Source organism: Dolichospermum sp. FACHB-1091 (assembly GCF_014697585.1).
Classification (GTDB): Bacteria; Cyanobacteriota; Cyanobacteriia; order Cyanobacteriales; family Nostocaceae; genus Dolichospermum.
In genome coordinates, this window is the sequence record NZ_JACJSB010000025.1 from 13,498 (window position 1) to 35,669 (window position 22,172).

21 protein-coding genes are annotated in these 22,172 nt (G+C 39.0%); 10 read left to right on the forward strand and 11 right to left on the reverse strand.

The window, feature by feature from the left end; all coding sequences use genetic code 11:
* Positions 1-62 precede the first annotated feature (62 nt).
* On the reverse strand, positions 63-1,049 hold the full coding sequence (holA, locus tag H6G25_RS15560) for a DNA polymerase III subunit delta (RefSeq protein ID WP_190393265.1): 987 nt from the start codon (positions 1,047-1,049) through the stop codon (positions 63-65).
* 82 nt (positions 1,050-1,131) lie between these two features.
* Between holA and H6G25_RS15565 the strand changes: the two genes are divergently transcribed.
* Complete coding sequence (locus tag H6G25_RS15565; protein ID WP_190393266.1) at positions 1,132-1,920, forward strand: DUF1868 domain-containing protein; 789 nt, start codon at positions 1,132-1,134, stop codon at positions 1,918-1,920.
* Positions 1,921-2,084: 164 nt separating this feature from the next.
* Here H6G25_RS15565 and H6G25_RS15570 read toward each other — a convergent pair whose 3' ends face one another.
* Together H6G25_RS15570 and H6G25_RS15575 are read right to left on the reverse strand one after the other, a co-directional pair.
* Entirely contained in the window at positions 2,085-2,975 is an 891-nt protein-coding gene (locus H6G25_RS15570; protein WP_347239201.1) for a HAMP domain-containing sensor histidine kinase, read from the reverse strand.
* Entirely contained in the window at positions 2,962-3,549 is a 588-nt protein-coding gene (locus tag H6G25_RS15575; RefSeq protein WP_190393267.1) for an L-threonylcarbamoyladenylate synthase, read from the reverse strand. The genes H6G25_RS15570 and H6G25_RS15575 overlap by 14 nt, the downstream gene beginning before the upstream one ends.
* Positions 3,550-3,691: 142 nt before the next feature.
* On the opposite strand from H6G25_RS15575, the gene H6G25_RS15580 reads away from it, so the two are divergent.
* Entirely contained in the window at positions 3,692-4,195 is a 504-nt protein-coding gene (locus H6G25_RS15580; protein WP_190393268.1) for a hypothetical protein, read from the forward strand.
* An 84-nt stretch (positions 4,196-4,279) separates the two neighbouring features.
* On the opposite strand, the gene prmC is transcribed toward H6G25_RS15580, so the two are convergent.
* The 3 genes from prmC to H6G25_RS15595 all read right to left on the reverse strand — a co-directional run bounded on the left by prmC (position 4,280) and on the right by H6G25_RS15595 (position 10,169).
* Positions 4,280-5,179 carry a peptide chain release factor N(5)-glutamine methyltransferase gene (gene prmC, locus H6G25_RS15585; protein WP_190393269.1) on the reverse strand — a complete coding sequence of 300 codons (900 nt, stop codon included), beginning with the start codon at positions 5,177-5,179 and terminating at the stop codon, positions 4,280-4,282.
* Between the two features lie 209 nt (positions 5,180-5,388).
* Complete coding sequence (locus H6G25_RS15590) at positions 5,389-6,162, reverse strand: Tic22 family protein (RefSeq protein ID WP_190393270.1); 774 nt, start codon at positions 6,160-6,162, stop codon at positions 5,389-5,391.
* 308 nt (positions 6,163-6,470) lie between these two features.
* The gene (locus H6G25_RS15595) at positions 6,471-10,169 is read right to left on the reverse strand and encodes a hypothetical protein (RefSeq protein ID WP_190393271.1); all 3,699 of its coding nucleotides are present in this window, start codon (positions 10,167-10,169) and stop codon (positions 6,471-6,473) included.
* A 339-nt stretch (positions 10,170-10,508) separates the two neighbouring features.
* On the opposite strand from H6G25_RS15595, the gene H6G25_RS15600 reads away from it, so the two are divergent.
* Positions 10,509-11,219, forward strand: a complete 711-nt coding sequence (locus H6G25_RS15600; RefSeq protein ID WP_190393272.1) for a DUF2232 domain-containing protein — start codon at positions 10,509-10,511, stop codon at positions 11,217-11,219.
* Complete coding sequence (gene cobT / locus H6G25_RS15605) at positions 11,212-12,333, forward strand: nicotinate mononucleotide-dependent phosphoribosyltransferase CobT (protein WP_190393273.1); 1,122 nt, start codon at positions 11,212-11,214, stop codon at positions 12,331-12,333. Before H6G25_RS15600 ends, cobT begins: the two co-directional genes overlap by 8 nt.
* Here the strand turns inward: cobT and H6G25_RS15610 are convergent.
* The gene (locus H6G25_RS15610; protein WP_190393274.1) at positions 12,314-12,670 is read right to left on the reverse strand and encodes a hypothetical protein; all 357 of its coding nucleotides are present in this window, start codon (positions 12,668-12,670) and stop codon (positions 12,314-12,316) included. The genes cobT and H6G25_RS15610 overlap by 20 nt on opposite strands.
* Before the next feature lie 282 nt (positions 12,671-12,952).
* Between H6G25_RS15610 and H6G25_RS15615 the strand changes: the two genes are divergently transcribed.
* Together H6G25_RS15615 and H6G25_RS15620 are read left to right on the forward strand one after the other, a co-directional pair.
* Positions 12,953-13,909: a ribonuclease Z gene (locus tag H6G25_RS15615; protein WP_190393275.1), complete on the forward strand. Its 957-nt coding sequence runs from the start codon at positions 12,953-12,955 to the stop codon at positions 13,907-13,909.
* 52 nt (positions 13,910-13,961) lie between these two features.
* Positions 13,962-14,435 (forward strand): peroxiredoxin, encoded by a 474-nt coding sequence (locus tag H6G25_RS15620; protein WP_190393276.1) that lies wholly within the window; start codon positions 13,962-13,964, stop codon positions 14,433-14,435.
* Positions 14,436-14,575: 140 nt separating this feature from the next.
* Here H6G25_RS15620 and H6G25_RS15625 read toward each other — a convergent pair whose 3' ends face one another.
* Both H6G25_RS15625 and H6G25_RS15630 read right to left on the reverse strand, forming a co-directional pair.
* The gene (locus tag H6G25_RS15625) at positions 14,576-15,058 is read right to left on the reverse strand and encodes a hypothetical protein (RefSeq protein ID WP_190393277.1); all 483 of its coding nucleotides are present in this window, start codon (positions 15,056-15,058) and stop codon (positions 14,576-14,578) included.
* Positions 15,059-15,229: 171 nt separating this feature from the next.
* Positions 15,230-15,406: a hypothetical protein gene (locus H6G25_RS15630; protein WP_190393278.1), complete on the reverse strand. Its 177-nt coding sequence runs from the start codon at positions 15,404-15,406 to the stop codon at positions 15,230-15,232.
* Between the two features lie 378 nt (positions 15,407-15,784).
* On the opposite strand from H6G25_RS15630, the gene H6G25_RS15635 reads away from it, so the two are divergent.
* Positions 15,785-16,978 carry a Coenzyme F420 hydrogenase/dehydrogenase, beta subunit C-terminal domain gene (locus H6G25_RS15635; protein WP_190393279.1) on the forward strand — a complete coding sequence of 398 codons (1,194 nt, stop codon included), beginning with the start codon at positions 15,785-15,787 and terminating at the stop codon, positions 16,976-16,978.
* Positions 16,979-17,032: 54 nt separating this feature from the next.
* Here H6G25_RS15635 and H6G25_RS15640 read toward each other — a convergent pair whose 3' ends face one another.
* Both H6G25_RS15640 and H6G25_RS15645 read right to left on the reverse strand, forming a co-directional pair.
* Positions 17,033-17,410 carry a GxxExxY protein gene (locus tag H6G25_RS15640; protein ID WP_190393280.1) on the reverse strand — a complete coding sequence of 126 codons (378 nt, stop codon included), beginning with the start codon at positions 17,408-17,410 and terminating at the stop codon, positions 17,033-17,035.
* A 42-nt stretch (positions 17,411-17,452) separates the two neighbouring features.
* Positions 17,453-18,685 (reverse strand): methionine gamma-lyase family protein, encoded by a 1,233-nt coding sequence (locus H6G25_RS15645; RefSeq protein WP_190393316.1) that lies wholly within the window; start codon positions 18,683-18,685, stop codon positions 17,453-17,455.
* 86 nt (positions 18,686-18,771) lie between these two features.
* Between H6G25_RS15645 and H6G25_RS15650 the strand changes: the two genes are divergently transcribed.
* The 3 genes from H6G25_RS15650 (at position 18,772) to H6G25_RS15660 (ending at position 22,108) form a co-directional block, all read left to right on the forward strand.
* A complete protein-coding gene (locus H6G25_RS15650; protein ID WP_190393281.1) occupies positions 18,772-19,587 on the forward strand; it encodes an acyl-CoA desaturase in 816 nt (271 codons plus the stop codon).
* A gap of 228 nt (positions 19,588-19,815) precedes the next feature.
* On the forward strand, positions 19,816-20,877 hold the full coding sequence (locus tag H6G25_RS15655) for a fatty acid desaturase (protein ID WP_190393282.1): 1,062 nt from the start codon (positions 19,816-19,818) through the stop codon (positions 20,875-20,877).
* 154 nt (positions 20,878-21,031) lie between these two features.
* Entirely contained in the window at positions 21,032-22,108 is a 1,077-nt protein-coding gene (locus H6G25_RS15660) for a fatty acid desaturase (protein ID WP_190393283.1), read from the forward strand.
* Positions 22,109-22,172 lie beyond the last annotated feature (64 nt).

Below are 22,172 nucleotides of genomic sequence, written 5' to 3' on the forward strand. Positions count from 1 at the left end.
AATGTCGAGAGTTTCAGATCCTCGACTTCTGGAAGGAGTCAGTGGTATTATTGGCATAAATATCAATTACTGTAACATATTTGGCATAACTCAATAATTTTAGTTTGTAGTGTTGAAGTTTCGGATGCACCTTGCTTAAGGCTTACTTCCAATTCTAACAGCATAGGTAAGGCCAAGATGAGTTGCTTTAATGGCAGAGATTTCACTTCTTGCTGTATAAAATAGATTCGTTTAGGGTTAGTAATTTCCGCAAATTGAGCGATCGCTTGCGGGTTGCGCTCACCAGTTTCCATCATCATTTTCACTAATAACCAGGTGCGAAATTGACCAATGAGTGTGGCAACTATTCGTAGTCCAGGTTCGGCTGAATTACTGAGATCATTCAATATTCCTAAAGCTTTTGGCGTATCTCCAGTTCTAATAGCTGTTGCTAATTGTAAGGTATTTTGAGTAGTATTTCTGACTAACTCAGATACTATATTCACATCTAAAGGTTTGCGACTACTTTGGGTATAAAGACGTAATTTTTCTAGTTCATTGTAGAGAAGACGGGTATCATTACCTACTGATTCTGCTAATAGTTCGACGACTAGGGGATTTAATTTTAGTCCCAGAGTTTGAGCGGCCTGTTGAACTGATTGAACTAATAATTCTGTTTTCCAGGGAGGAATGAGGGGAAATTCACAAAATGTGGCAAATTGTTTGAGAAGTTTTGTACTTTTAAGCCGTTCATCTGGCTTGTTGCGACTGGTCAATAGTAAAGTAGAATCCGGGGGGATAACTTTAACAGTCCGTTGTAATTCTGCTAAGATATGATCCGGGCAGTTTTGGCTGATAGTTGTATTAATGAGCCAGACGAAACGACCACCAGCACCAAATGGAGGTGTCATTACTTGATTTAAAGCTTGGACAATAGAATCTGCTTGATCTGGGGGAAATGAGGTATAATTAAAACTTGCCCATAGGGGGTCAAGAACGCGCTCGCGCAAAATTACTATGGCTTTTTCCATAGCAAAATCATCTTCACCCCAATAAACATAAATTGGCATAGCAATTCAAAATTTAAAATCAATTTAGTCAAATCGAGTAATTTTCCCTACAATCTATCAAAAGAGCGCAAGGTGATCAAGATTGGACGACAACTACCAAACCTATTTAAACCGGGTAGCACGCATGACGCTACCAGAGGCCTACAAAACCCAAATTCAGCACATTCAAGAATCTTCTAAATTTAGGGTTCATGGTGGGGTCAGGGAAGCTGCTCCTTTTCCGGGTTATACTCTAATTACCCCACCCGCAGAGGAAGATAGCAATAACGCTGCTTTCTACAGCCAAATACAAGCCTATCAACAGCAACTACTAGAGCTACCCATTAGTGGTGATTTGATTGTACCGGTTCCTGCTGCTAGTTTTCATCTGACAGTAGCAGATTTAATTTGGGACAGTGCTTTTGATCATGCTTGTAAAAAAAATCCGCAATTCGCTCAAGAGTTAAATTCTCAGTTAGCTGAAAGGTTTCAACAATATCAAGAGTTGATGACAAAGGGATCTCATTCCATCTCTTGGCAAATGTTAGGATTAGTTGTTATGCCTAGAGCTATAGGTGTGTGTTTAGTACCCAAGGATAAACGTTCTTATGAGAAAATTATCCAATTCCGGCGGATAATTTATCAAAATCGCAGATTAATGGGTTTGGGTATTGAGCAACATTATCATTTTACAGCCCATATCACCTTGGGGTATTTTGGTGAAATTTCACCGGAATTAGACCGAGTAAAACTTAGTGATACACTTTCTGATTTTAATCAGTCATTGTCATTAAATATCCCAGATTTCCTGCTTAATAAGGTGGAATTGCGAAAATTTGACGACATGACTCACTATTATCGTCAACCAGACTGGCCGAGTTTAGATTTTTAAGACTAGGGGCGAATATAATTCGCTACTATAAAACCAGAGTCCGTCGGCGCGGAATGAAAAAAACAAGTGGCGAATATAATTCGCTACTACACAAACCAAGTCCGCCGACACGGACTAAGACAAGATAAATATTTTCAACCCTTATTTGTGTATAAAAACCTAAGTTAATTCGCTAAAGGTATGGATATTTGCAGCCTAGTTAACTGTGATCTGGCTTTGTCTTGGGTGAATAAAGGTAAAATTTCTAACTTTCCTCCCATTAAATCTACTAGGGTTTGATTACATAAAAGTTTCATTGCTGGTGACAGAACTATATTTGTCTCAAATGTCGGATTTTCCCCTTTCATTAAATCCATAGATTCACTGGTAATTACAGCATCATTTGGTATATCTAAGCAAATATTTACAAAATTAGCCGTGGACGATAAATGACTAGAAAGATAAATATTACCTGTTTCTATTTGCTCAATTGTACTCTCTATTAAATTGATTAATATCTGTTTAAGCCAGCGGGAATCTGCGAAAATGTAAATTTTTGGATCTGGTGGTGATAAAGTAAAAGGATAATTACAATTGGCTGCTAATAAATAAGTTGATTTATAAACTTCCTCTAAAAATTCAGCTAATTGAAAACTGTGAATATCTAATTTATTTCTCCCAGATTCTATTTTGGAAATATTCAGAATTTCATCAAGTAGTTTTAGTAATTTGAGAGATTTTTCATGAGCTTGGCCAATAAATTCCCGCTCTTCTTCGGGATTTTCACACAAATCTGCTAAAATTAACTGATGTAATCCCATTATACTACTCAATGGCGATCGCAATTCATGACTAATTCTGGACAAAAACCCCGCTTTAAACTGACTCATTTCCTGGGCTTTATAGTATGCTAATTGGGTTTGTTTCAATTTTTGTAAAAGTTCATTTTCTCGATGTTGTGAAGCATTTAAGGTATTAATGGGCGAAGATTCACGAGATTCTAAAAGTAATTTATAAAAACATAAACCTATACCTATTCCTATTCCCAAATATAGCCAATTACTAAAATTCATCATGTTCTAATTTAATACTACCTTGTCTTAAAATCTGCCAATCTTTCCCTGTCCATTTAGCAACGGTGGAAGGGATTCCTAAACCTTGATATTCTACTGATTCTAAAGTCAGAACCTCTGGAAATTGAGATTGTATTTCTGCTTTTTTCTCCAAAGCAGGTTGACCTGATAAATTAGCACTAGTTGTAGCCATTGGACCTGTTTGCGCCAAAATAGTTTGAGCAACTTTATTATTTGGGACTCTAATACCAATGGTAGTTAAATCAGTAGTATTCATCACTTGGGGAATTTTGTCACTAGCTGGTAAAACTAAAGTTAACGCACCTGGCCAATATTTATTGACAACTTTTTGCCAAATTTGGTATTCTATCTGACTACCTTGAACATAATCCCACAAATCTTCAGCAATGGCCGCCATTAAAATCAATGGTTTATCCAAACTGCGCTTTTTAGCAGTATAAATTAATTCTGCTTGTTGCGGTATGGTCGCTAACGCGGGGACTGTATCTGTGGGGAAACTAATTAATTTTCCAGCTTTAGCAGCTTTGATCAGGATTTCTAGGGAAACTTCTGTCATATTTATATTTGTAAGTGAAAGTATGAATTGTGTTTCGCGCAAAGTCGCAAAGTCGCAAAGTCGCAAAGTTTAAGATTTTAATTTTTCCTTTTTCTAGTCTAATTCAGTAAGACTGATTTTTAACACAGCTTTTTTGCAAGCAATGAAAATTCAATTTTTGCTCAGGTTTGTGATTTTATTGGGTTTAGTGGAGACAATAACTGCTTGTGGTGTCCTCTCTACTTATGCTAATTATCAGTCTGATTCCTTACCCGCACCAACAATGAATAGTAATAAGTCTTTAGTAAAAAAAGTAATTCTTATCGCTAGGGAAGAAAATTTACCACCTTTGGGTGTTCCTATTGACCCTCAACGTAATATTGGCTTTGCTTCGGTCTTTTTACGTTTAGAAAATCCCCAATTAACTTCTGTCACTGTCAGGGTTACTAAGGTGGAAATTCGTAATTTATCAAATGAAGAGTTACAAATTTTTCAGCATTCACCCCAGGAAATTCAGTTAAAACCCTTAGAAAATTCTGAGGTGGTTTTGCAGTTGACTAATAAAAGTGGTTATATAGGTAGGGATCAAGTTAAAGCGATTGTTACCTATAAAATAGCAGAAGAAACTAATATAATCGAGTCAGAACCAGTTGAAGTTAGCCGTTAAGCTGTTCTCACTCTCAATATACATACCAGCAATTTTAATCGTCGAATAACATCCTAAAACCCTTTAACTCCTGTAAAACTTGATTTAGACATTTCTACGAGCTACAGCAAAACGCTCAATTCCGGCTAAATCAGCATGAATGGAAATATTGCTATAACTACCATGATTTTCTAACAATTCTGCCACGGTTTCTGCCTGTCCCGCCATCATTTCCACCAACCAAACGCCACCAGGACGCAAATAATCAGGGGAAACTGTGATTAAATGACGAATATGGTCTAAACCATCTGCACCACCGTCTAAGGCTAAATGTGGCTCGTGTTTAACTACTTCCGGTTGTAAAGTTAGGACCGTATCACTGGGAATATATGGCGGGTTTGATATCATGCCACTAAATTGACCTTTGAGAAATTCCAGGGGTTGCCACCAAGAACCGTGATAAAATTGAATCTGCTCCCAAAAACCCAAATTTTTAGCATTGGTTTGGGCTACTGTTAACGCAGCAGCACTAATATCTACAGCATGAATTGTGGCATTTGTCAATACCTCAGCTATGGAAAAAGCGATCGCTCCGCTACCAGTTCCCAAATCCGCCCAGTGTCCTGCTTTCATGTTATCATCAGCAGCAGCGATCGCTAGATCAATTAACATTTCTGTTTCTGGTCTGGGAATTAAGACTCCTTGGTTAACCATGAGTTGAAACTTGCGCCAAGATGTCATACCTGCTATATACTGCACTGGTAAACGATCATTTAATCGCTTTTGCCACAATTGTTCTAATTCTGTTAAAGACAATTGTATGGGGATTTGTTCCCAATTCTTGAAAGTTTCTAACCGCAACGCTAATCTGTCTAAATTCGTGATTGTTTGTAATAGCCAGTCTACTTCCATTGGAGGTATATCCGATGCTGTAGCGGCTTGAATAGACGCATTGCGCCACCGCCAAAGTTCTAAACCAGAAACTATTTGATTTGGCTCTAACATAATGGTAGTATGAGTTATGTTTCGCGCCAAGACGCTAAGGAGCAAAGACGCAAAGTTGGATATCAGAGGTTTTCTTTGGCTATTCAGTTTGAGAAACCATATCTTATGATTTCTGTTACACAATAGGGTAAATTAGTCAACCATTAAAAAATCTCTGTTTTTTATACTCCAATTTATCAAGACTGCTGATAAGACTTCGGGGTTGGGGATTATTTTTTCTTTTGTTGGTTTGAAGGTAGAGAACGAATAAATTCCATGGACTCCCGTGAAGGAAACAAAAAGATCTTACCAATAGCGGGATCATTGCTGCTATTGAGTGTGTTAATGACTCCATCCAAATCTACCACTTGAATTTCCGTATTAGCTGCTTCCTGTGGTTTAGCTTTTTTGAAGTCCTCTAAAAGCGCCACTGCTTGTTCTTTGTCGAAATAGAACGGAATATAACGTTCATTACTTTGGGAAATGGGAATTGTTAAATAGCTATTTCCCTGCTTCAATTTTGGTACAAACAAAGGAACACCATTAAATTGCTGTCCTGGTTTTCCACTGGAAGTTAAAATACTTTTAGCTGAGTCCACTTGTTGTTTTGTGGGTACTAAGGTAAAAATTACCGTAGGATCTTTTTTCTTTTTACTTTCTACTACCAATTTATAGTAATCTCCTAGAGAAATAGGTTTTACTTGAATGGTATTGGCTAACTGAGGATTGTCTTTTTTCAGCTTACCTTCCAGGAATTTTTGAGCATCTTGTTTACTAATAAAAAAGCCTATTTGGGAAATAGTTTTGGATTGATTTTTGGTGGAAATAACTACAAATTCCCCCTTAGGATTAGCAAGGGTAAATACTGGTACTTCTCGTAAAGTTTTTACTATTTGCTCCTGTGGTAACGCTAATGCAGTGGAGTTATTTATTCCTGATATTCCTGCAAATATCACACCTCCTGCAATACCTAATGTTATGCCCCAACGAACTAATAATTTCATGATCATTCCTGATGTCGCTAATTTAATTAATACCAGCAAATGCACAAATTGTCATATTTATGCACCAACAAGTAGCTTTGGTTACATAGCAAGCCATTTTAATTTCTGATAAAAAACCCATGGTAGCTATTTAGTATCAACTATTATCGAAATGTAATTTTATCAAACTTTTTGGTGGTGATGATATTATCACATAAAAGCTTTAAAAGCCTATTATATATTTTCTTTCGTGATCATGATGTTTTAGGGGGAATAGGAGGGAGATGTTTTACAAGACTCATGACCTATTACCCATGACGGCCTATCTTTTACACCTGACTGTACAAAAGATAATTATAAGGTTCTTCCAGAGATTGCACGGTACTGGATTTTATGTTATCTAAATAACGTACTAATAACTGAACTTGTGAAGAATTGGGACGATAGGAAAGATTACCTTGTTTTTCAAATAGGGGTGATATACCGGAGGACACAGAAGCTATAGCGTTGTAGTCAGGATTTTGTTGGGAGTTATGAGTCAGCCAAAGGTGGTCTGTAGTAGCGGGAATTAAACCTGGGGGTAGTTCACCTTCTAGAAAGGCCAATAATCGTTGTTGACAGATACGGGTATTAATACCACGGCGTTCAAATAAATGCAAGACTTCACCAAAAGATAAAGAACGTTCAGGTAATAGTTTGAGCAATTCAGAAAATAAGAAATAATCCGTGTATTGTTGCTTAGGTATATCTAGAACTTGGGGATGTAAAGGTAACATGGCTAAACCTAAGGCCACCCGACTACAATTGGGAGTACCATTTTCACTAAGATATAAGTCTTGAATAATCTTAGCATTAGGCAGTTTTTGCCGTAACCAACGGTTAATAGTACCTACAGAAGCCACACCACCGCTAATAATCACTTGATTAATAGCTTCAGTGGGAATACCACGGGCTACTAATAATTTATTCAGTTCTCGGTTCAGACGACGGACAAAGGGGACAAAAACTTGACTTTCCAAATCTCGGCGTTGTAATACCCAACTCTGGTCAGCAAATTCTAGGGTAAAGGTTTCTTGATGCTGTAAAATCAGCTTTAAAGCCAAAGCAGCATCCAATAAAGCTTGTCCCAGGACGGAACTTTCTAGACACTGCTGGAGACGAATCCGCGCTTGTGTATCTGGTTCTGCCACTTTAGGTAATGTCAATGCTTCTAAACCCAAATTAGAAAATTGCATTTCGTCTAAGCCGGGAATTGAAGGTTGCCAATGCCAAGGATTAATATTAGCAGATTCATGATCATCTTGTCCAGTTTGGCGAGGTTGGCGGGATTTTGGTGGTAGTAGTAACTGACAGATAATATCCTGTTCAATGCCCTTCCCGGAATAGGCAAAACTGTGGAGCATGAAATCTTTGTGTGTTAATTCTCCCAAATTTGCTGGTATATCTACCAGTGCCATTTCTGTAGATATTGCGCCAATGTTGATGGCTAAAGTGTTACCAATCACGGGATAATCACTAATTTTTAAGGGTTGTAAACCCTGATTTTCGCTGATTTGGATAGATTGGCCATTGACACTATCTAATTCTGGCAGTAGAGTAGCGATCGCTTCCTCGACAAAAAAGATTTGTTGAGGATGGGAGACAAGTTGACTGGTAAGAATTGCTTCCCGGATATTAAAGCGATATTGTTCAGTCCAATTAGCAGGACAAGTACAAATTACACCGGCGATATTCTTAATCACTTCAGAGAAAGTTTGTCTATTCATACCCACAGCATTAGCAATTAAAGCGGGTGTGGTGCTAGTTTGACTGGACTTTAAAGTTAACAGTAGTTTGGTGAGGGATCTAATGATCCAAATCAATGGACCTGCGGAAAATTCATTTAGTTGTAACATTGGTTCCCATTTTTGGCGTTCTTGCTGGTAGGGAACTGCTATTTGTAAATAAGGCTTTAATTGTGCTGAATAAAGATGATAGGGAACTGATGATTGAGGAAATGTTGATTCTCCGTTTTCTTCCTGATGAGTAGTTGCATTTGTAGGTAAATAAACTTCAGCAGGTAAACGGAATGATTGCTGGAAATCAGCATTACTAGTTGGATTTTCTGCTGACCAATAAATCGGATGAACTAATAATTGAGAACGATTCAATAAAGCCGCAGAAATTCCTGTTGTTCCTACGTCAATTCCTAAATACCAACTCGGATCTAAACTATCCCCTGAGACAATATCATTATTTTCATCATTGGGAATTTGGGGTTGAATAGCAGTAATTGGAGATTGCTGACTAGTAATTGGAGATGGGAAAAAATCTTCTTTTTCATCTTTTATGTCTGTTTCAGTTGTTAAATTTAAATCTACTACCTGATGAGAAAGTTCAGCATCTAAATCAGTTAGAGATTCCTGAGAATAATCTAAATAATCTAATGGTAGATCAAAATTATCCAACAAAGACAGTAAATCTCGCTCTGAAGCCTCAATAAAATAGTTATCCAAGCCCAAGTCCTGATTTTCGTATTCCGTGACTGGCGGTAATTTCACCACAGAAATATCTGCTGTACTAATTTCTGGATTATCCCATAGGTTTGATACTTCCGTTGGCATTTCTTCATTACCAGTATCAACCAGCAAATCGGTCAGAACTGTAATTGTATCAGCAGTATTTGGTTCTAACTCAATTGTTGCTTTACTCTCTTTAAGACTATGAAAAATTATTGTTTGGGAATTGTAGCTCTCATCATATTCTAATTGATCCCGAAGATTTGGCAATAGAAGCAAATCTTCTTTTAACTTGGGTGAGGTAACTGAAGGTCTGAGGTCAGTGCTGCTAGAAACTATCGGACTGCTGATTTCTGGTATTAATAAATCATTGCTAATAACTTCGGGAGCATTGGATAAATTTCCATCTTGTTCGAGCAGAGGATCATGGAAAAATGATAAATTTAATGGTGAAGAAATTTCCGTATTAAAGAAACTTGCATAGAGTTCATCTACTTGATCAGTAATTATTAACTGCAAATCCTTTGCCGATTTTGTTTGCTCCTTTAATAACTCAGTTTCCAAAATAATTGGTGCTATTTCTCCAGCAGAAATTTCTCTAGACACATCTTCCAAATTTGTTAATTGTTCCAGGTCCGGGGACTCAGTTATTTCAGGATGTACAATAGAAATTAACGGCTCACTAATTAGAGATTGCTGTTGTAAATACTCACTTAAATTATTCAGGAAATTTGCCATTAACTGCTCACCTTGCATCCCCTGACTGTGCATTTTTGCTACTGCTTGGGATAGGGAGTGATAATAGGTGTTAATATTACGCTCTAGAGCTTCAAAAACAATATTGACAGTTCCATCTAAGGAAAGCAAGCGTTCATCTAAATTACGTGCCAAATTTGCTAACTGTTCTACCCGTTCTGCTGATTCTAAAATAGGCTGAATGGTAGAAGTAATGGCTTCTAAATTCTCCTGATTAGGGTTGATTATAGTCCTAGAATTTGACTTTAAATGTGGGACTAAACGACCCATGAGGACCTCTAAGAATTGAGAAATCATCTCCTCTTGGTTTGCGAACTGCTGGCTTAAAGAAGAGTTTTGCAGCCGCTGTTGCTCTAATTGTCTAATTTCCTGAATTAGACTCGCTCTTTCTGCTAAGAGCCTTGATAATTCCGCTTGTAAGGGCTGAAGCAAAACCTTCAGTTCTTCTTTGATTTCTACTGTTTCAATATTACCTGCCTCTGTTGGGACTAAAGAAGACTCGAAGACGGGTGGGAGATGACTCTGTTGGTTAAATTGCGTCAAGAGGGATGATAATGGTTGTGTGGAAGATGGCCTAGTTGTTTCAGGTGGAACTTCGTCCTCTAATACTTCATCCTCTCCCAGTTGAACCAAAAAGTTACGGACTCGTTGTAAAATCTGTTTTTCCTGTTGTTCTTGCTTAGAGAAGAACTTAGACAGACCCTTGCCGCACTGGGACAGTAAGTGATCAATATCTGCAATTAGTTGGTGAATTTCATCAGTATGGTAAGTCACGTTAAATTACCTGAGCGTGGACATTAATGTGTAAGGTTTGACAATTGAGGAAGTTGGGAAAATCAAAATTCTAAATTTTCATATAGGGATTATATTTGGTTGAAATATACGTAGGGTGGGTAATGCCCAGGCTACACTACTTAATCTTGTTCAGAAATCATTAAATCATTTAGGATTCCTTTAGATCACTAATACCAATTCTATATGAGACTGCGCTATATTATCATAGGCGCAATTCATCAATTACCCCTAAAATATGGATAGGTAAAAAGCCGCACATACAATTTGTATTTGCCACAGGCTTTGGCGAAACCCTAGTTTAATTAATTTAATTACCCCATGAGTATTGTTAATTCCGTACCAGAAGAACCTGAGAAAGATACATCACTTGAGTCTCCTACCCATAGCCAATTACAGTACCAATCTCTCAAGGTTGAGAGTCCCTTAAAAATGGTAGAAACCGCTTTTTTAGCCAGTACTGCGAGTTTAATTTGGTTTATTAATTCTTATTTTCCTCTGGGTATAGTATTGCGCGTATTTTTTCCCATACCTATTGCTTTAGTATATTTGCGCTGGGGTAAACGCGCAGCTTGGATGGCTGCGGTGACATCTGGGTTACTCTTATCTGTGTTAATGGGACCTGTTCGCAGTTTATTATTTATCATGCCTTTTGCCTTTATGGGTGTCCTATTAGGGGCTACTTGGCATCGTCGTGTACCGTGGATTGTTTCGATCATTTTAGGGACGTTACTGGGGACTCTGGGGGTGTTCTTTCGACTGTGGTTTTTGTCCCTGTTATCTGGTGAAGACCTGTGGGTTTATGTGATTAATCAGGTGACAGAAATTATTGAATGGATTTTTTTACACTTGGGATTATTGATGACTCCCAATTTATTATTAATTCAATTAGGGGCGATCGCTTTGATTACTATCAATAATTTTATTTACTTGTTTATAGTCCATCTTGTCGCTTGGTTACTTTTGGACGCTATTGGCAATTCCATTCCCCGTCCACCCCGTTGGGTACAGGTATTGATGGATTATGATTAATATATATACACAAGTTCCCCAGGGGGAGGCATGGCTTCATCGCTATCGGGGTAAATTACCAATATTTGCCTGTATTTTAGGATTCACGGAAACAGGTTTAATTCCCGGTATTTCTGCGGCTGGTTTAACTCCAGAAGACCGACAATATACGGCTTGTGCTGATGCGGAATTTCTTTATTATGGCACTGAATATCACCCTAAGTATCCCCTCCCTCCCCTGACTTCGGGTGCGTCTCCTGTGCTGATTTCCCGGGCAGTGGTAGCTAATTTACACATCCCTGTTTACCTGTTTAATGCGGGATTGTTACATACTCCACCCATACCATTAATAGATTTAGGTGGTATGGCCGCCAGGTGTTTAAGTCAGGGTGAGGCTATGGATATAAATAAAGTTAAACACTTGTTAAAAGAAGGATTACACTGGGGTTCTCAATTAAGTTGTGATGCTGCTAATACGTATTTAATTTTAAGTGAGTGCGTTGTCGGTGGAACAACAACAGCTTTAGCTATTCTAACTGGGTTGGGTATTGATGCTGTTGGTAAGATTAATAGTAGTCATGCTGTATGTAATCATGAGCAAAAATGGGAGTTAGTGCAGACTGGACTAGCAAAAATACCGTCCTCAGTTGATCCTTTAGAGCTAGTGGCAGCGGTAGGAGATCCGATGCAAGTAGTAGTAGCGGGAATGGCGATCGCTGCTAGTCGGAATTGTGGGGTATTATTGGGAGGAGGTACGCAGATGTTGGCAGTATATGCTTTAATTCAAGCGATCGCCCATACATACTCTTTATCCTGGAAACCGGCAGAAATTGTCATCGGTACAACCCGCTGGGTAGCGGAAGATCCTACCGGTGCAACAGTTGATTTAGCCCAGAGTTTTAGTAAAAACAGTATTCCTCCTTTATTAGGGACAAAATTGAGTTTTGCTAATTCTCGGTATCCCCAACTTCAAGCTTATGAAAAGGGTTTTGTCAAAGAAGGTGTTGGTGCTGGTGCGGCCTGTATTGCTGCTTCCTTAGGTCAAAATTGGCAGCAAAATCAACTGTTAGCGGCTATAGAAGCGGAAATGGAACAACTTAGCAGCAAGGGAGAAACTAAGAAATCCTCTGTCTAAGTAACTGTTCTTCTAAGGCTGCAATGCGGTGATAGGCTGCGGTTAATTGGGTTGTTAACCGTTGAATTTGGATTTCTGGGGTTATTTGTCTATCTCTGGCTTGATAATTTATGTCTGGATAGACAATAGAATCTGTTAAAATATCCTTATGCTCCAATTCCTTTGATTTATATCCTTGAGGCTGTTTCTTGTCTAGATAATGTTCTATGGCTGGTAATTTCTCCAAAGACGAAGCTGACAAGGCTTGGGATAGCCGCATATCAAGCTTTTCAATTATTTCATAGATGGCATTAACTTTCAGGGTCAAGGTCAGAATTTGTTTTTCTAGTGATTCCATTTAAGACCTACATCGAAAAATATTTGATCTATGTTATTCACCTTACTGACGATTTTAGCTATACTTATGGATGATTTAACTTTTCATAATTTTTTCGCTCATAGAAGCGATTTTCATCTCCAAAGATAAATCAGATTTGATAAGTTAACCTATAGGAATGCGCTTTAATTACTGGAATAATTTGTTTAGACAGGCAAGAGGCAAGATAGCTGACTATGGCGATACTGTGCCAAGATAGAGAATCAACCACTGTATTGAGCAAAAGGAAAGCTGAAAAACGCCGTGCAGATTACATTCTTAGGAACGAGTTCTGGGGTACCGACAAAATCACGCAATGTTTCCAGTGTGGCGCTGAGGTTGCCACAACGGGCAGAATTGTGGTTATTTGACTGCGGAGAGGGGACTCAGCATCAAATTTTGCGAAGTGAGTTAAAAATTAGCCAACTATCCCGAATTTTTGTCACCCATATGCATGGTGATCATATTTTTGGACTAATGGGATTACTTGCTAGTTGCGGTTTAGCTGGTAATGTAGATAAAATTGATATCTATGGTCCATCAGGTTTAAACGAGTATTTACAAGCTGCTTCCCGTTACTCCCATACTCACTTTTCTTATCCCATTAAAGTGCATACTGTTCAAGCAGGGGTAATTTATGAGGATAATGAATTTACAGTTACTTGCGGTCTTTTGCATCATCGTATTCCTGCTTTTGGCTATCGAGTAGCAGAAAAAGACAGAACAGGACGCTTTGATATAGACAAAGCCAGGTCTTTGGAAATTCCTTCCGGTCCAATTTATGGAAAACTTAAACGCGGTGAAACGGTAACACTAGAAGACGGAAGAGTAATTAATGGTACTGAACTATGTGGACCAATAGAAATTGGACGAAAAATTGCCTATTGTACAGATACGGTCTATTGTGATGGTGCTGTAGAATTAGCAAGGGATGCAGATGTGTTAATTCATGAAGCGACTTTTGCTCATCAAGACTCAGAAATGGCTTTTCAAAGACTACATTCTACAACTACAATGGCTGCACAGACAGCTTATGGTGCAGGAGTTAATAAGCTAATTATAACGCATTTTAGTCCTCGGTATGCTCCAGGGAATATCATTGAATTAAAAGACCTGCTCAAAGAAGCGCGGGCTATTTTTCCTCAAACAATAATGGCTCATGATTTTATGGTTTATGATGTCCCTCGCAGACGAGAAATTGATTTAAATGGGAGTGAATAATTTCGCTATTATTCAATAATTTTCAATTATCCCTAATTTTTTCAGACTAATTATGAACAATATTCCCCAAATTGGACAACCAGCACCGGATTTTTCTACTCCAGACCAAAACAATAATCTCATTAATCTGGCTGATATAAATGAATGGATAATTCTCTACTTTTACCCTAAAGATAACTCACCTGGCTGTACCACCGAAGCACAAGACTTTACAAAATTATCTTTAGAATTTACCACAGCGGGGGCAAAAATTATTGGTGTTAGTCCAGATTCTGCGGTGTCTCATTGCAAATTTATTGACCAACATAATTTATCAATTACCCTATTAACTGATCCTGAACACAAATTAATAGAAGCCTATGGTGCATGGCGTTTAAAGAAGTTTATGGGTAAGGAATATATGGGAGTCAACCGTTCAACTTTTCTAATTTCACCTGATAAAATCATCGCTTATATTTGGACGAATGTAAAAACTAAAGGTCATGCTGAAACTGTACTCAATAAAATGCAGGAATTTGTAGTGTAGGGGGGGGAAATACCTCCTAAGTATACTTCAAAAACAAAATACAAGTCCTATATATGGGTAATAATCGTAATAATCATTATAGGGCAACTCAGAACAATTCAGAAGAACTGAAAACACCTTATAAAGTGATTTACTATTCTTTAATCAGTTCCACCCCAAGTCCACACAGGATTACCTATTTTCATTCCCTGCTTGATAACCATTAAAGGATAATTATTAGGATCAAAACCGCCCGCTAAATCAAGCATAAAATAAACTTTACCCTTCACAAAATGCAGCCGATAATGACTATTTCCAGCAGAAGCAAAGCATTGAGCATATTTCGGTTTTAATCTTCCTACCCATGTCGTACTAAAGCTATTACTTGTGCTGATAGAAATATTATTTGCGTACCCACTCAAATTCACAGAACCGTCGGTAGCAAAACTTCCCTCTCGATAAGGTTGGGGAATTTCCGTGACAATAACTTTATCTGGACAACTTTGTTTTTGCACGTTTTGACTATAAACTTTGAGTTCAATTTTATTTCCTCCCTTTTGTGCTTGGACACTAAAGGATGAGAATAGGGAAAGTAAAATCATACCTATTCCCATGGTTAAAGTTTTAAGTGGAATATTACGCATAAAGTTATCAAATGTGTTTGTAAGTTGATTTGCGCTGTAAGACTTTTTCTGAAATTACGGTACTTTTTATATTTATCCCAAAAATATCTATTTAGGAAAATAACGATACAGCACTTCCCGATGTTATGAGGTACAAGAACCCCACCCCCAACCCCCTCCAATATCAAAAGTTTATCCTTTTCTTCCCCCCGCAGCGGGGGGATTGAGGGGGGTGCGAGGAGGGGGCTTAAGATGTACCTCATAAGAGCGGAAACCCCTGTAAATTTCTTGATGGTGTAAAACTATTTCAAAAATTAATCTTTGACCATCAAAAATCATACCAAGACTACAATCATCATCAGTAATCATTTTTTGTCTCACGCAGAGGCGCAGAGTCGCAGAGAGAAATCAAGAGTGTGGTATAAATAAATGATAAATGCTCAAGACTTACGCAAAATATCTCTCAAATCCTCATTTCTCCGTGACCTCTGTGCCTGGAGTGGTTCGTTATTCCATGAATCTTGCGTAAGTCCTAATGCTGTCAAAGTAAAAAACCCTCAATAAATTAACCGAAGGGTTATTAATAAAAACTACGTCTTACCTACCCATCAAAACTCCTTCCGCGCTCTTCTTTGCGCCTCTGCGTCTGTGCGCGAGAAAAAACTCTTATTCACCTCAAACCACCAACTTCACATCCTGTAACGGTAAGGTAATAAAAGCCATATTTAGTAAAAATAAACAAAATAGATGACATCCATAGAATCCCACAAAAAAGCCAAAGCCCTCAAACCCGGAAGCGTGCGCCCCGCCAAAGAACTCTGTAGCGAATGCGGACTATGCGACACCTACTACATCCACTACGTCAAAGAAGCGTGCGCCTTCATTACCCAAAGAATAGACGAACTAGAAACCACCACCCATAACCGTCCTCGCAACTTAGAAGACGAAAACGAACTCTACTTTGGTGTACACCAAGAAATGATGTCCGCCAGAAAACAACAACCCATTGAAGGCGCACAATGGACAGGAATAGTAAGCAGCATAGCCATAGAAATGCTCAATCGTGGCTTAGTTGAAGGCGTAGTTTGTGTCCAAAACAGCAAAGAGGACCGCTTTCAACCCATGCCCATAATAGCCCGCACTCCAGAAGAAATACTAGCCGCCAAAGTCAATAAACCCACTTTATCCCCCAACCTGTCTGTATTAGAACAGATAGAAAAATCGGGAATGAAACGGTTATTAGTCATTGGAGTAGGTTGTCAAATCCAAGCATTACGCGCCGTCGAGAAAAAACTCGGCCTAGAAAAACTCTACGTACTGGGAACACCCTGCGTAGATAACGTTACCCGCGCTGGACTGCAAAAATTCCTAGAAACCACCAGCCGTTCCCCGCAAACAGTTGTGAGTTACGAATTTATGCAAGACTTCCGAGTTCATTTCAAACACCAAGACGGATCAGAAGAGACAGTACCCTTCTTTGGCTTAAAAACAAACGTGCTGAAAGACATATTTGCCCCGTCATGTATGAGTTGCTTTGATTACGTCAACTCCCTGGCCGATATAGTCGTTGGGTATATGGGCGCACCTTACAAATGGCAATGGATAGTAGTCAGAAACGATACAGGCAAAGAAATGTTAGAACTAGTTAAAGACCAATTGGATACCCAACCCGTCATATCCCAAGGAAACCGCAAACCAGCAGTACAGCAAAGCATCCCAGCTTATGATCAAGCAGTTACCTTACCCATGTGGGCTGCGAAACTAATGGGAGTCGTCATAGATAAAATCGGACCCAAAGGACTCGAATATGCGAGATTTTCCATAGATTCCCACTTTGCGAGAAATTATCTGTATGTAAAGCGGAATCATGGGGAGAAATTAGCAGCGCACGTACCGGAGTTTGCGAAGCGGATAGTGGGACAGTATAAGTTACCGGAATAGGGTCTCACGCAAAGGCGCAAAGACGCAAAGGTAAGAAGCGTCTTTGTCCTGATTTTACAAGTTGTTGACAATGCGGGAGATTCCATCTTTGATGAGGAATGATCCGAAGTTGATGAGTAAGCCAAGGCGTTTATCAGCGAGACGAAGGTAAGTTAGTAGTTGCTTTTTATGCACTGGGTGAACGGTTTCTACAGATTTAAGTTCGATAATGACTTTGTTTTCAACTATTAAATCAGCCCGAAAACCTACCTCCAAATGAACATCTTCATAAACCACAGGTATGGGTTGCTCCGCTTTTACCTGCAGGCCTCGCTGTCCTAACTCATATTCCAAAACAGACTGATAAACAGATTCCAACAAACCTGGTCCCAACCTTGTATGAATCTTATACGCAGCATTAACAACTTCCCTTGCAATCTCATTCTCATTCATATCCACCTTCTTCCTTTGCGTCTTTGCGCCTTGGCGTGAGGATTATTCTATATTTATCACCGCCTCAATAGCCGCTTGTAAAGCGATAGATACATGAGTCCAATGTGTACCACCTTGGCAATAGACAATATAAGGTTCTCGCAATGGACCATCTGCGGATAATTCTAAGGTACTCCCTTCGATAAATGTCCCTCCAGCCATGACTACTTGGCTTTCGTAGCCTGGCATATCGTCGGGTATGGGGTCTAGATAAGAGCCGATGGGTGAATGCTGCTGTATGGCTTTACAGAAGGCGATTAGTTTTTTGGCTGAACCAAGTTTAATGGCTTGAATCACGTCTCCTCTGGGTGCTAATGGTGGGGGGTTGACTGGATAACCCAGTTTGTCAAATACATAACCCGTCAGGTATGTTCCTTTCATGGCTTCCCCTACCATCTGCGGCGCTAAAAATAATCCTTGGAATAAGAGGCGGTTTTGATCAAAGGTCGCCCCCCCTTGGCTACCAATTCCAGGGGCTGTCAGTCTACAAGCTGCTGCTTCTACTAGTTCGCTCCGGCCAGCTATGTAACCACCAGCACTGACGACTGTACCTCCAGGATTTTTGATCAATGACCCGGCTATGAGGTCGGCACCAATATGGGTTGGTTCTTGGGTTTCTATAAATTCGCCGTAGCAGTTGTCTACAAAGCAAATGGTGTGGGGATTTTGCTGTTTGACTATCTGAACAATTTTTTCGATGTCGGCTATGGAAAGGCTTGGCCGCCATGAATATCCGCAAGACCGTTGAATCAATACTAACTTTGTGTTGTCGGTAATGCTAGTGGTTAAGTTTTGCCAATCTATTTTTCCTTGATCAGTTAGTTCTAATTGGCGGTATTTTATGCCAAAATCAAGAAGAGAGCCTTGGCCTTGTCCCCTCAAGCCAATCACCTCTTCCAATGTATCGTAGGGAGAACCAACCACTGCTAACATTTCATCCCCAGGACGAAGTACACCATACAGCGCACAAGCGATCGCATGAGTTCCCGAAACAAACTGCACTCGCACCACCGCAGCTTCAGCACCCATTACTTGGGCAAAAACTTGATCTAAGGTTTCTCTTCCTAAATCATCGTGTCCGTAGCCACTTACGCCCGCAAAATGGTGCGCTCCCACTCGATGATCACGAAAGGCATCTAATACTCTTTTCAGATTATGCTTGACCTGAGCGTCAATAGCGGAAAAAATTTCTAATAGCGCCTGTTCTGCTTCCCGCAGCTGTTCAAAGCTGTTCATCATTTCCTCATTGAAAAAAATAAAATAGATATGCGGATTTTAGGATCGCGCAGACTAGGCTGAACAATTTCTATTCAGGTTACTGCATGACAATTGCTACTTCTAAACATCACATTAACTGGGTTAATACCCTATTTTTCGTTGCATTACACGTCGGCGCTCTGTTTGCTCTAGTTCCTAGCAATTTTAGCTGGAATGCAGTTGGTGTTGCTTTATTGCTTTACTGGGTGACTGGAGGTTTAGGTATTACTTTGGGATATCACCGTCTTGTCACTCACCGCAGTTTTCAAACACCTAAGTGGTTAGAGTATCTTTTGGTGATTTTTGGAACACTGTCTTGTGAAGGTGGTCCTATTGAATGGGTGGGAACACACCGCATTCACCACTTACATTCTGATACTGAATCTGATCCCCATGATTCAAATCAAGGTTTCTGGTGGAGTCATATGGGTTGGATGATTCATTTCGCTCCCGCTCACGATCAAGTTCCTCGCTTCACTAAAGACATTATTGATGACCCAGTTTATCAGTTTTTACAGAAATATTTCATTTTCTTACAAATTGCTTTGGGTTTGGTCTTATACTTCTTAGGCGGCTGGCCAATGGTGGTCTGGGGAATTTTTGTCCGCATTATCTGGGTTTATCACTGTACCTGGCTAGTCAATAGTGCTACTCATAAGTTCGGCTACCGTACTTATGAGTCTGGAGACAAATCAACTAACTGTTGGTGGGTTGCTATCCTCGTCTTTGGCGAAGGTTGGCACAATAATCACCACGCTTTTCAATACTCCGCCCGTCATGGTTTAGAATGGTGGGAAATTGATCTGACTTGGATGACCATTCAGTTATTACAATTACTCGGTCTAGCTACAAATGTGAAGCTGGCAACCAAAAAAGCATAATACAGATTTTATGCCCAAAGTCAATAGTTTTATAGTCATTTTGGCTTGAGACTATTGGCTTTTTGCGTGCAACTGCGGCAATTTTTGATCGGAAATTTTTAATTTCTTAATCACTATCCTAAATGATTGTTAAGTTGCTATAATCTCAGAAATTAATGTTACAAAACTTTGCAGCAAGTTACTTTTCTTAGTAATCTTGTGTGGCATTCTGTTGTTTTTCAGGTATTCATGACTACATCAATCATTAAAAGTCAGGAAATAGCGGTCTCCACAGACCTTGGTAAAGACCAAATCAAACTCAAACATATTATCAAAAGTCTCCCCAAGGAATGTTTTCAGAAAAATAGTCGCAAAGCGTGGACAACTGTAATTATCAGCTTATCTATGGCTGCACTAGGCTATTATTTTTTAGCCATTTCCCCCTGGTTTCTTTTACCCCTAGCTTGGATTTTTACAGGAACGGCCTTAACAGGTTTTTTTGTGATTGGTCATGATTGTGGTCATCGTTCCTTTGCGAAACGTCGCTGGGTAAATGATTTAGTCGGACATTTCTTCATGATGTTCCTCATTTACCCCTTTCACAGTTGGCGGATTAAACATAATCATCACCATAAACATACTAACAAGCTAGATGAAGATAACGCTTGGCATCCCATTAGAACGGAAATTTTTACAAATTGGTCTAAAAATAGACAGTCCGCTTTTGAGTTGTTCCTGCGTCAACGTCTTTGGTGGGTAGGTTCTATTGGACATTGGGCTGTTGTCCATTTTGATTGGCGCAATTTCCAGAAAAAAGACCAAGCTAGTGTTAAACTTTCTGTGGCTGTGGTAGCTTTATTTGCGGCTGTTGTTTTCCCAACTTTAATTATTACAACTGGTGTTTGGGGATTTATTAAATTCTGGTTTATTCCCTGGATGGTTTACCATTTTTGGATGAGTACCTTTACTATTGTTCACCACACCCTTCCAGATGTTCCTTTTAGCACTGCTGACAAATGGAATGAGGCCTTAGCACAGCTATTTGGCACAATTCATTGTGATTATCCTCAGTGGGTAGAAATTCTTTGCCACGATATTAATGTTCATGTTCCCCATCATATTTCTACTGCTATCCCTTCCTATAATTTACGGTTGGCTTACAGCAGTATCAAGGAAAATTGGAGACCTTATCTCCATGAAGAATATAAGTTCTCCTGGGATTTGATGAAGGAAATCACTAATCAATGTCAACTATATAAAACTGATATTGGTTATGTCACTTTTGATGAATATCGTGCAGAAAGATCATAAAATATTAATGTTGGGTATGAACTCTGACGTATGAATTAATTACTTCTCGTTTCATCACCAATTTTTTCAGCCAATATTCCCAAGTCTAACTTCCAGAGGTAACTAAATATAACCTCTGGATTAATTTCTAATTTACAATCAATCAACTAACCTAGTGCAATTAGATACAATCCAGTTCAATCAAAAACCTAGTCCCGAATCTTTTGAAGGTCAAGAAAAATTACCCTTTACTCTTCAAGATTTAAAAGCTGCTATTCCCGCTGAATGTTTTCAGCCTAATGTGACTAAATCACTCTATTATTTCTTTCGTGATGTTCTAATTATTGGGCTGCTATATGCAGTGGCTAATTATCTAGATTCTTGGTATTTTTGGCCGGTTTTCTGGTTAATGCAAGGAACTATGTTTTGGGCTTTATTTGTAGTTGGACATGACTGCGGACACCAATCTTTTTCTAAGCATAAATGGTTGAATGATTTGGTTGGTCATCTCTCCCATACTCCCATTCTCGTTCCTTATCATGGTTGGAGAATTAGCCACAGAACTCACCACAAAAATACAGGCAGCTTGGAAAATGATGAAAGCTGGTATCCTGTCTCTGAATCAGAGTACAATGAGATGCCTTTATTGCAAAAAATAGGGCGTTTTTATGTGTTCTTATTGGTTTATCCAGTGTATCTGTTTAAGCGTTCTCCCGGTAAAGAAGGTTCTCACTTTTCTCCCAGTAGTCCACTGTTTAAACCCTCAGAGAAGTGGGACATAATCACTAGTACCACGCTTTGGATTAGTATGGTAGCTTTACTAGGTTTTCTGACCTATCAATATGGTTGGATTTGGTTGTTGAAATACTACGCTGGACCTTACATTGTCTTTATCATTTGGCTGGATTTGGTGACTTTTTTACACCATACTGAACCGGGAATTCCTTGGTATCGTGGGGAAGAATGGACTTTCCTGAAAGGGGCAATTTCTAGTGTTGATAGGGATTATGGTATTTTTAACCACATTCATCATGATATCGGTACTCATGTAGCTCATCATATTTTCTTAAATATGCCTCACTACAATTTGTTGAAAGCTACTAAAGCAATTAAACCAATTATGGGTGAGTATTTTCACGAATCAAAAGAACCAATTTGGAAGTCTTTATGGAATTCTGCTATTGGTTGTCATTTTGTTCCTGATACAGGTAGTAAGGTTTACTACACTTCTAAAAATCAGAATGTCAGGTAAATTGACACTCACCGAACCTAAAGGTTCGGTGATTAATTCATCCACTTAAATCAGCAAGCCCTAC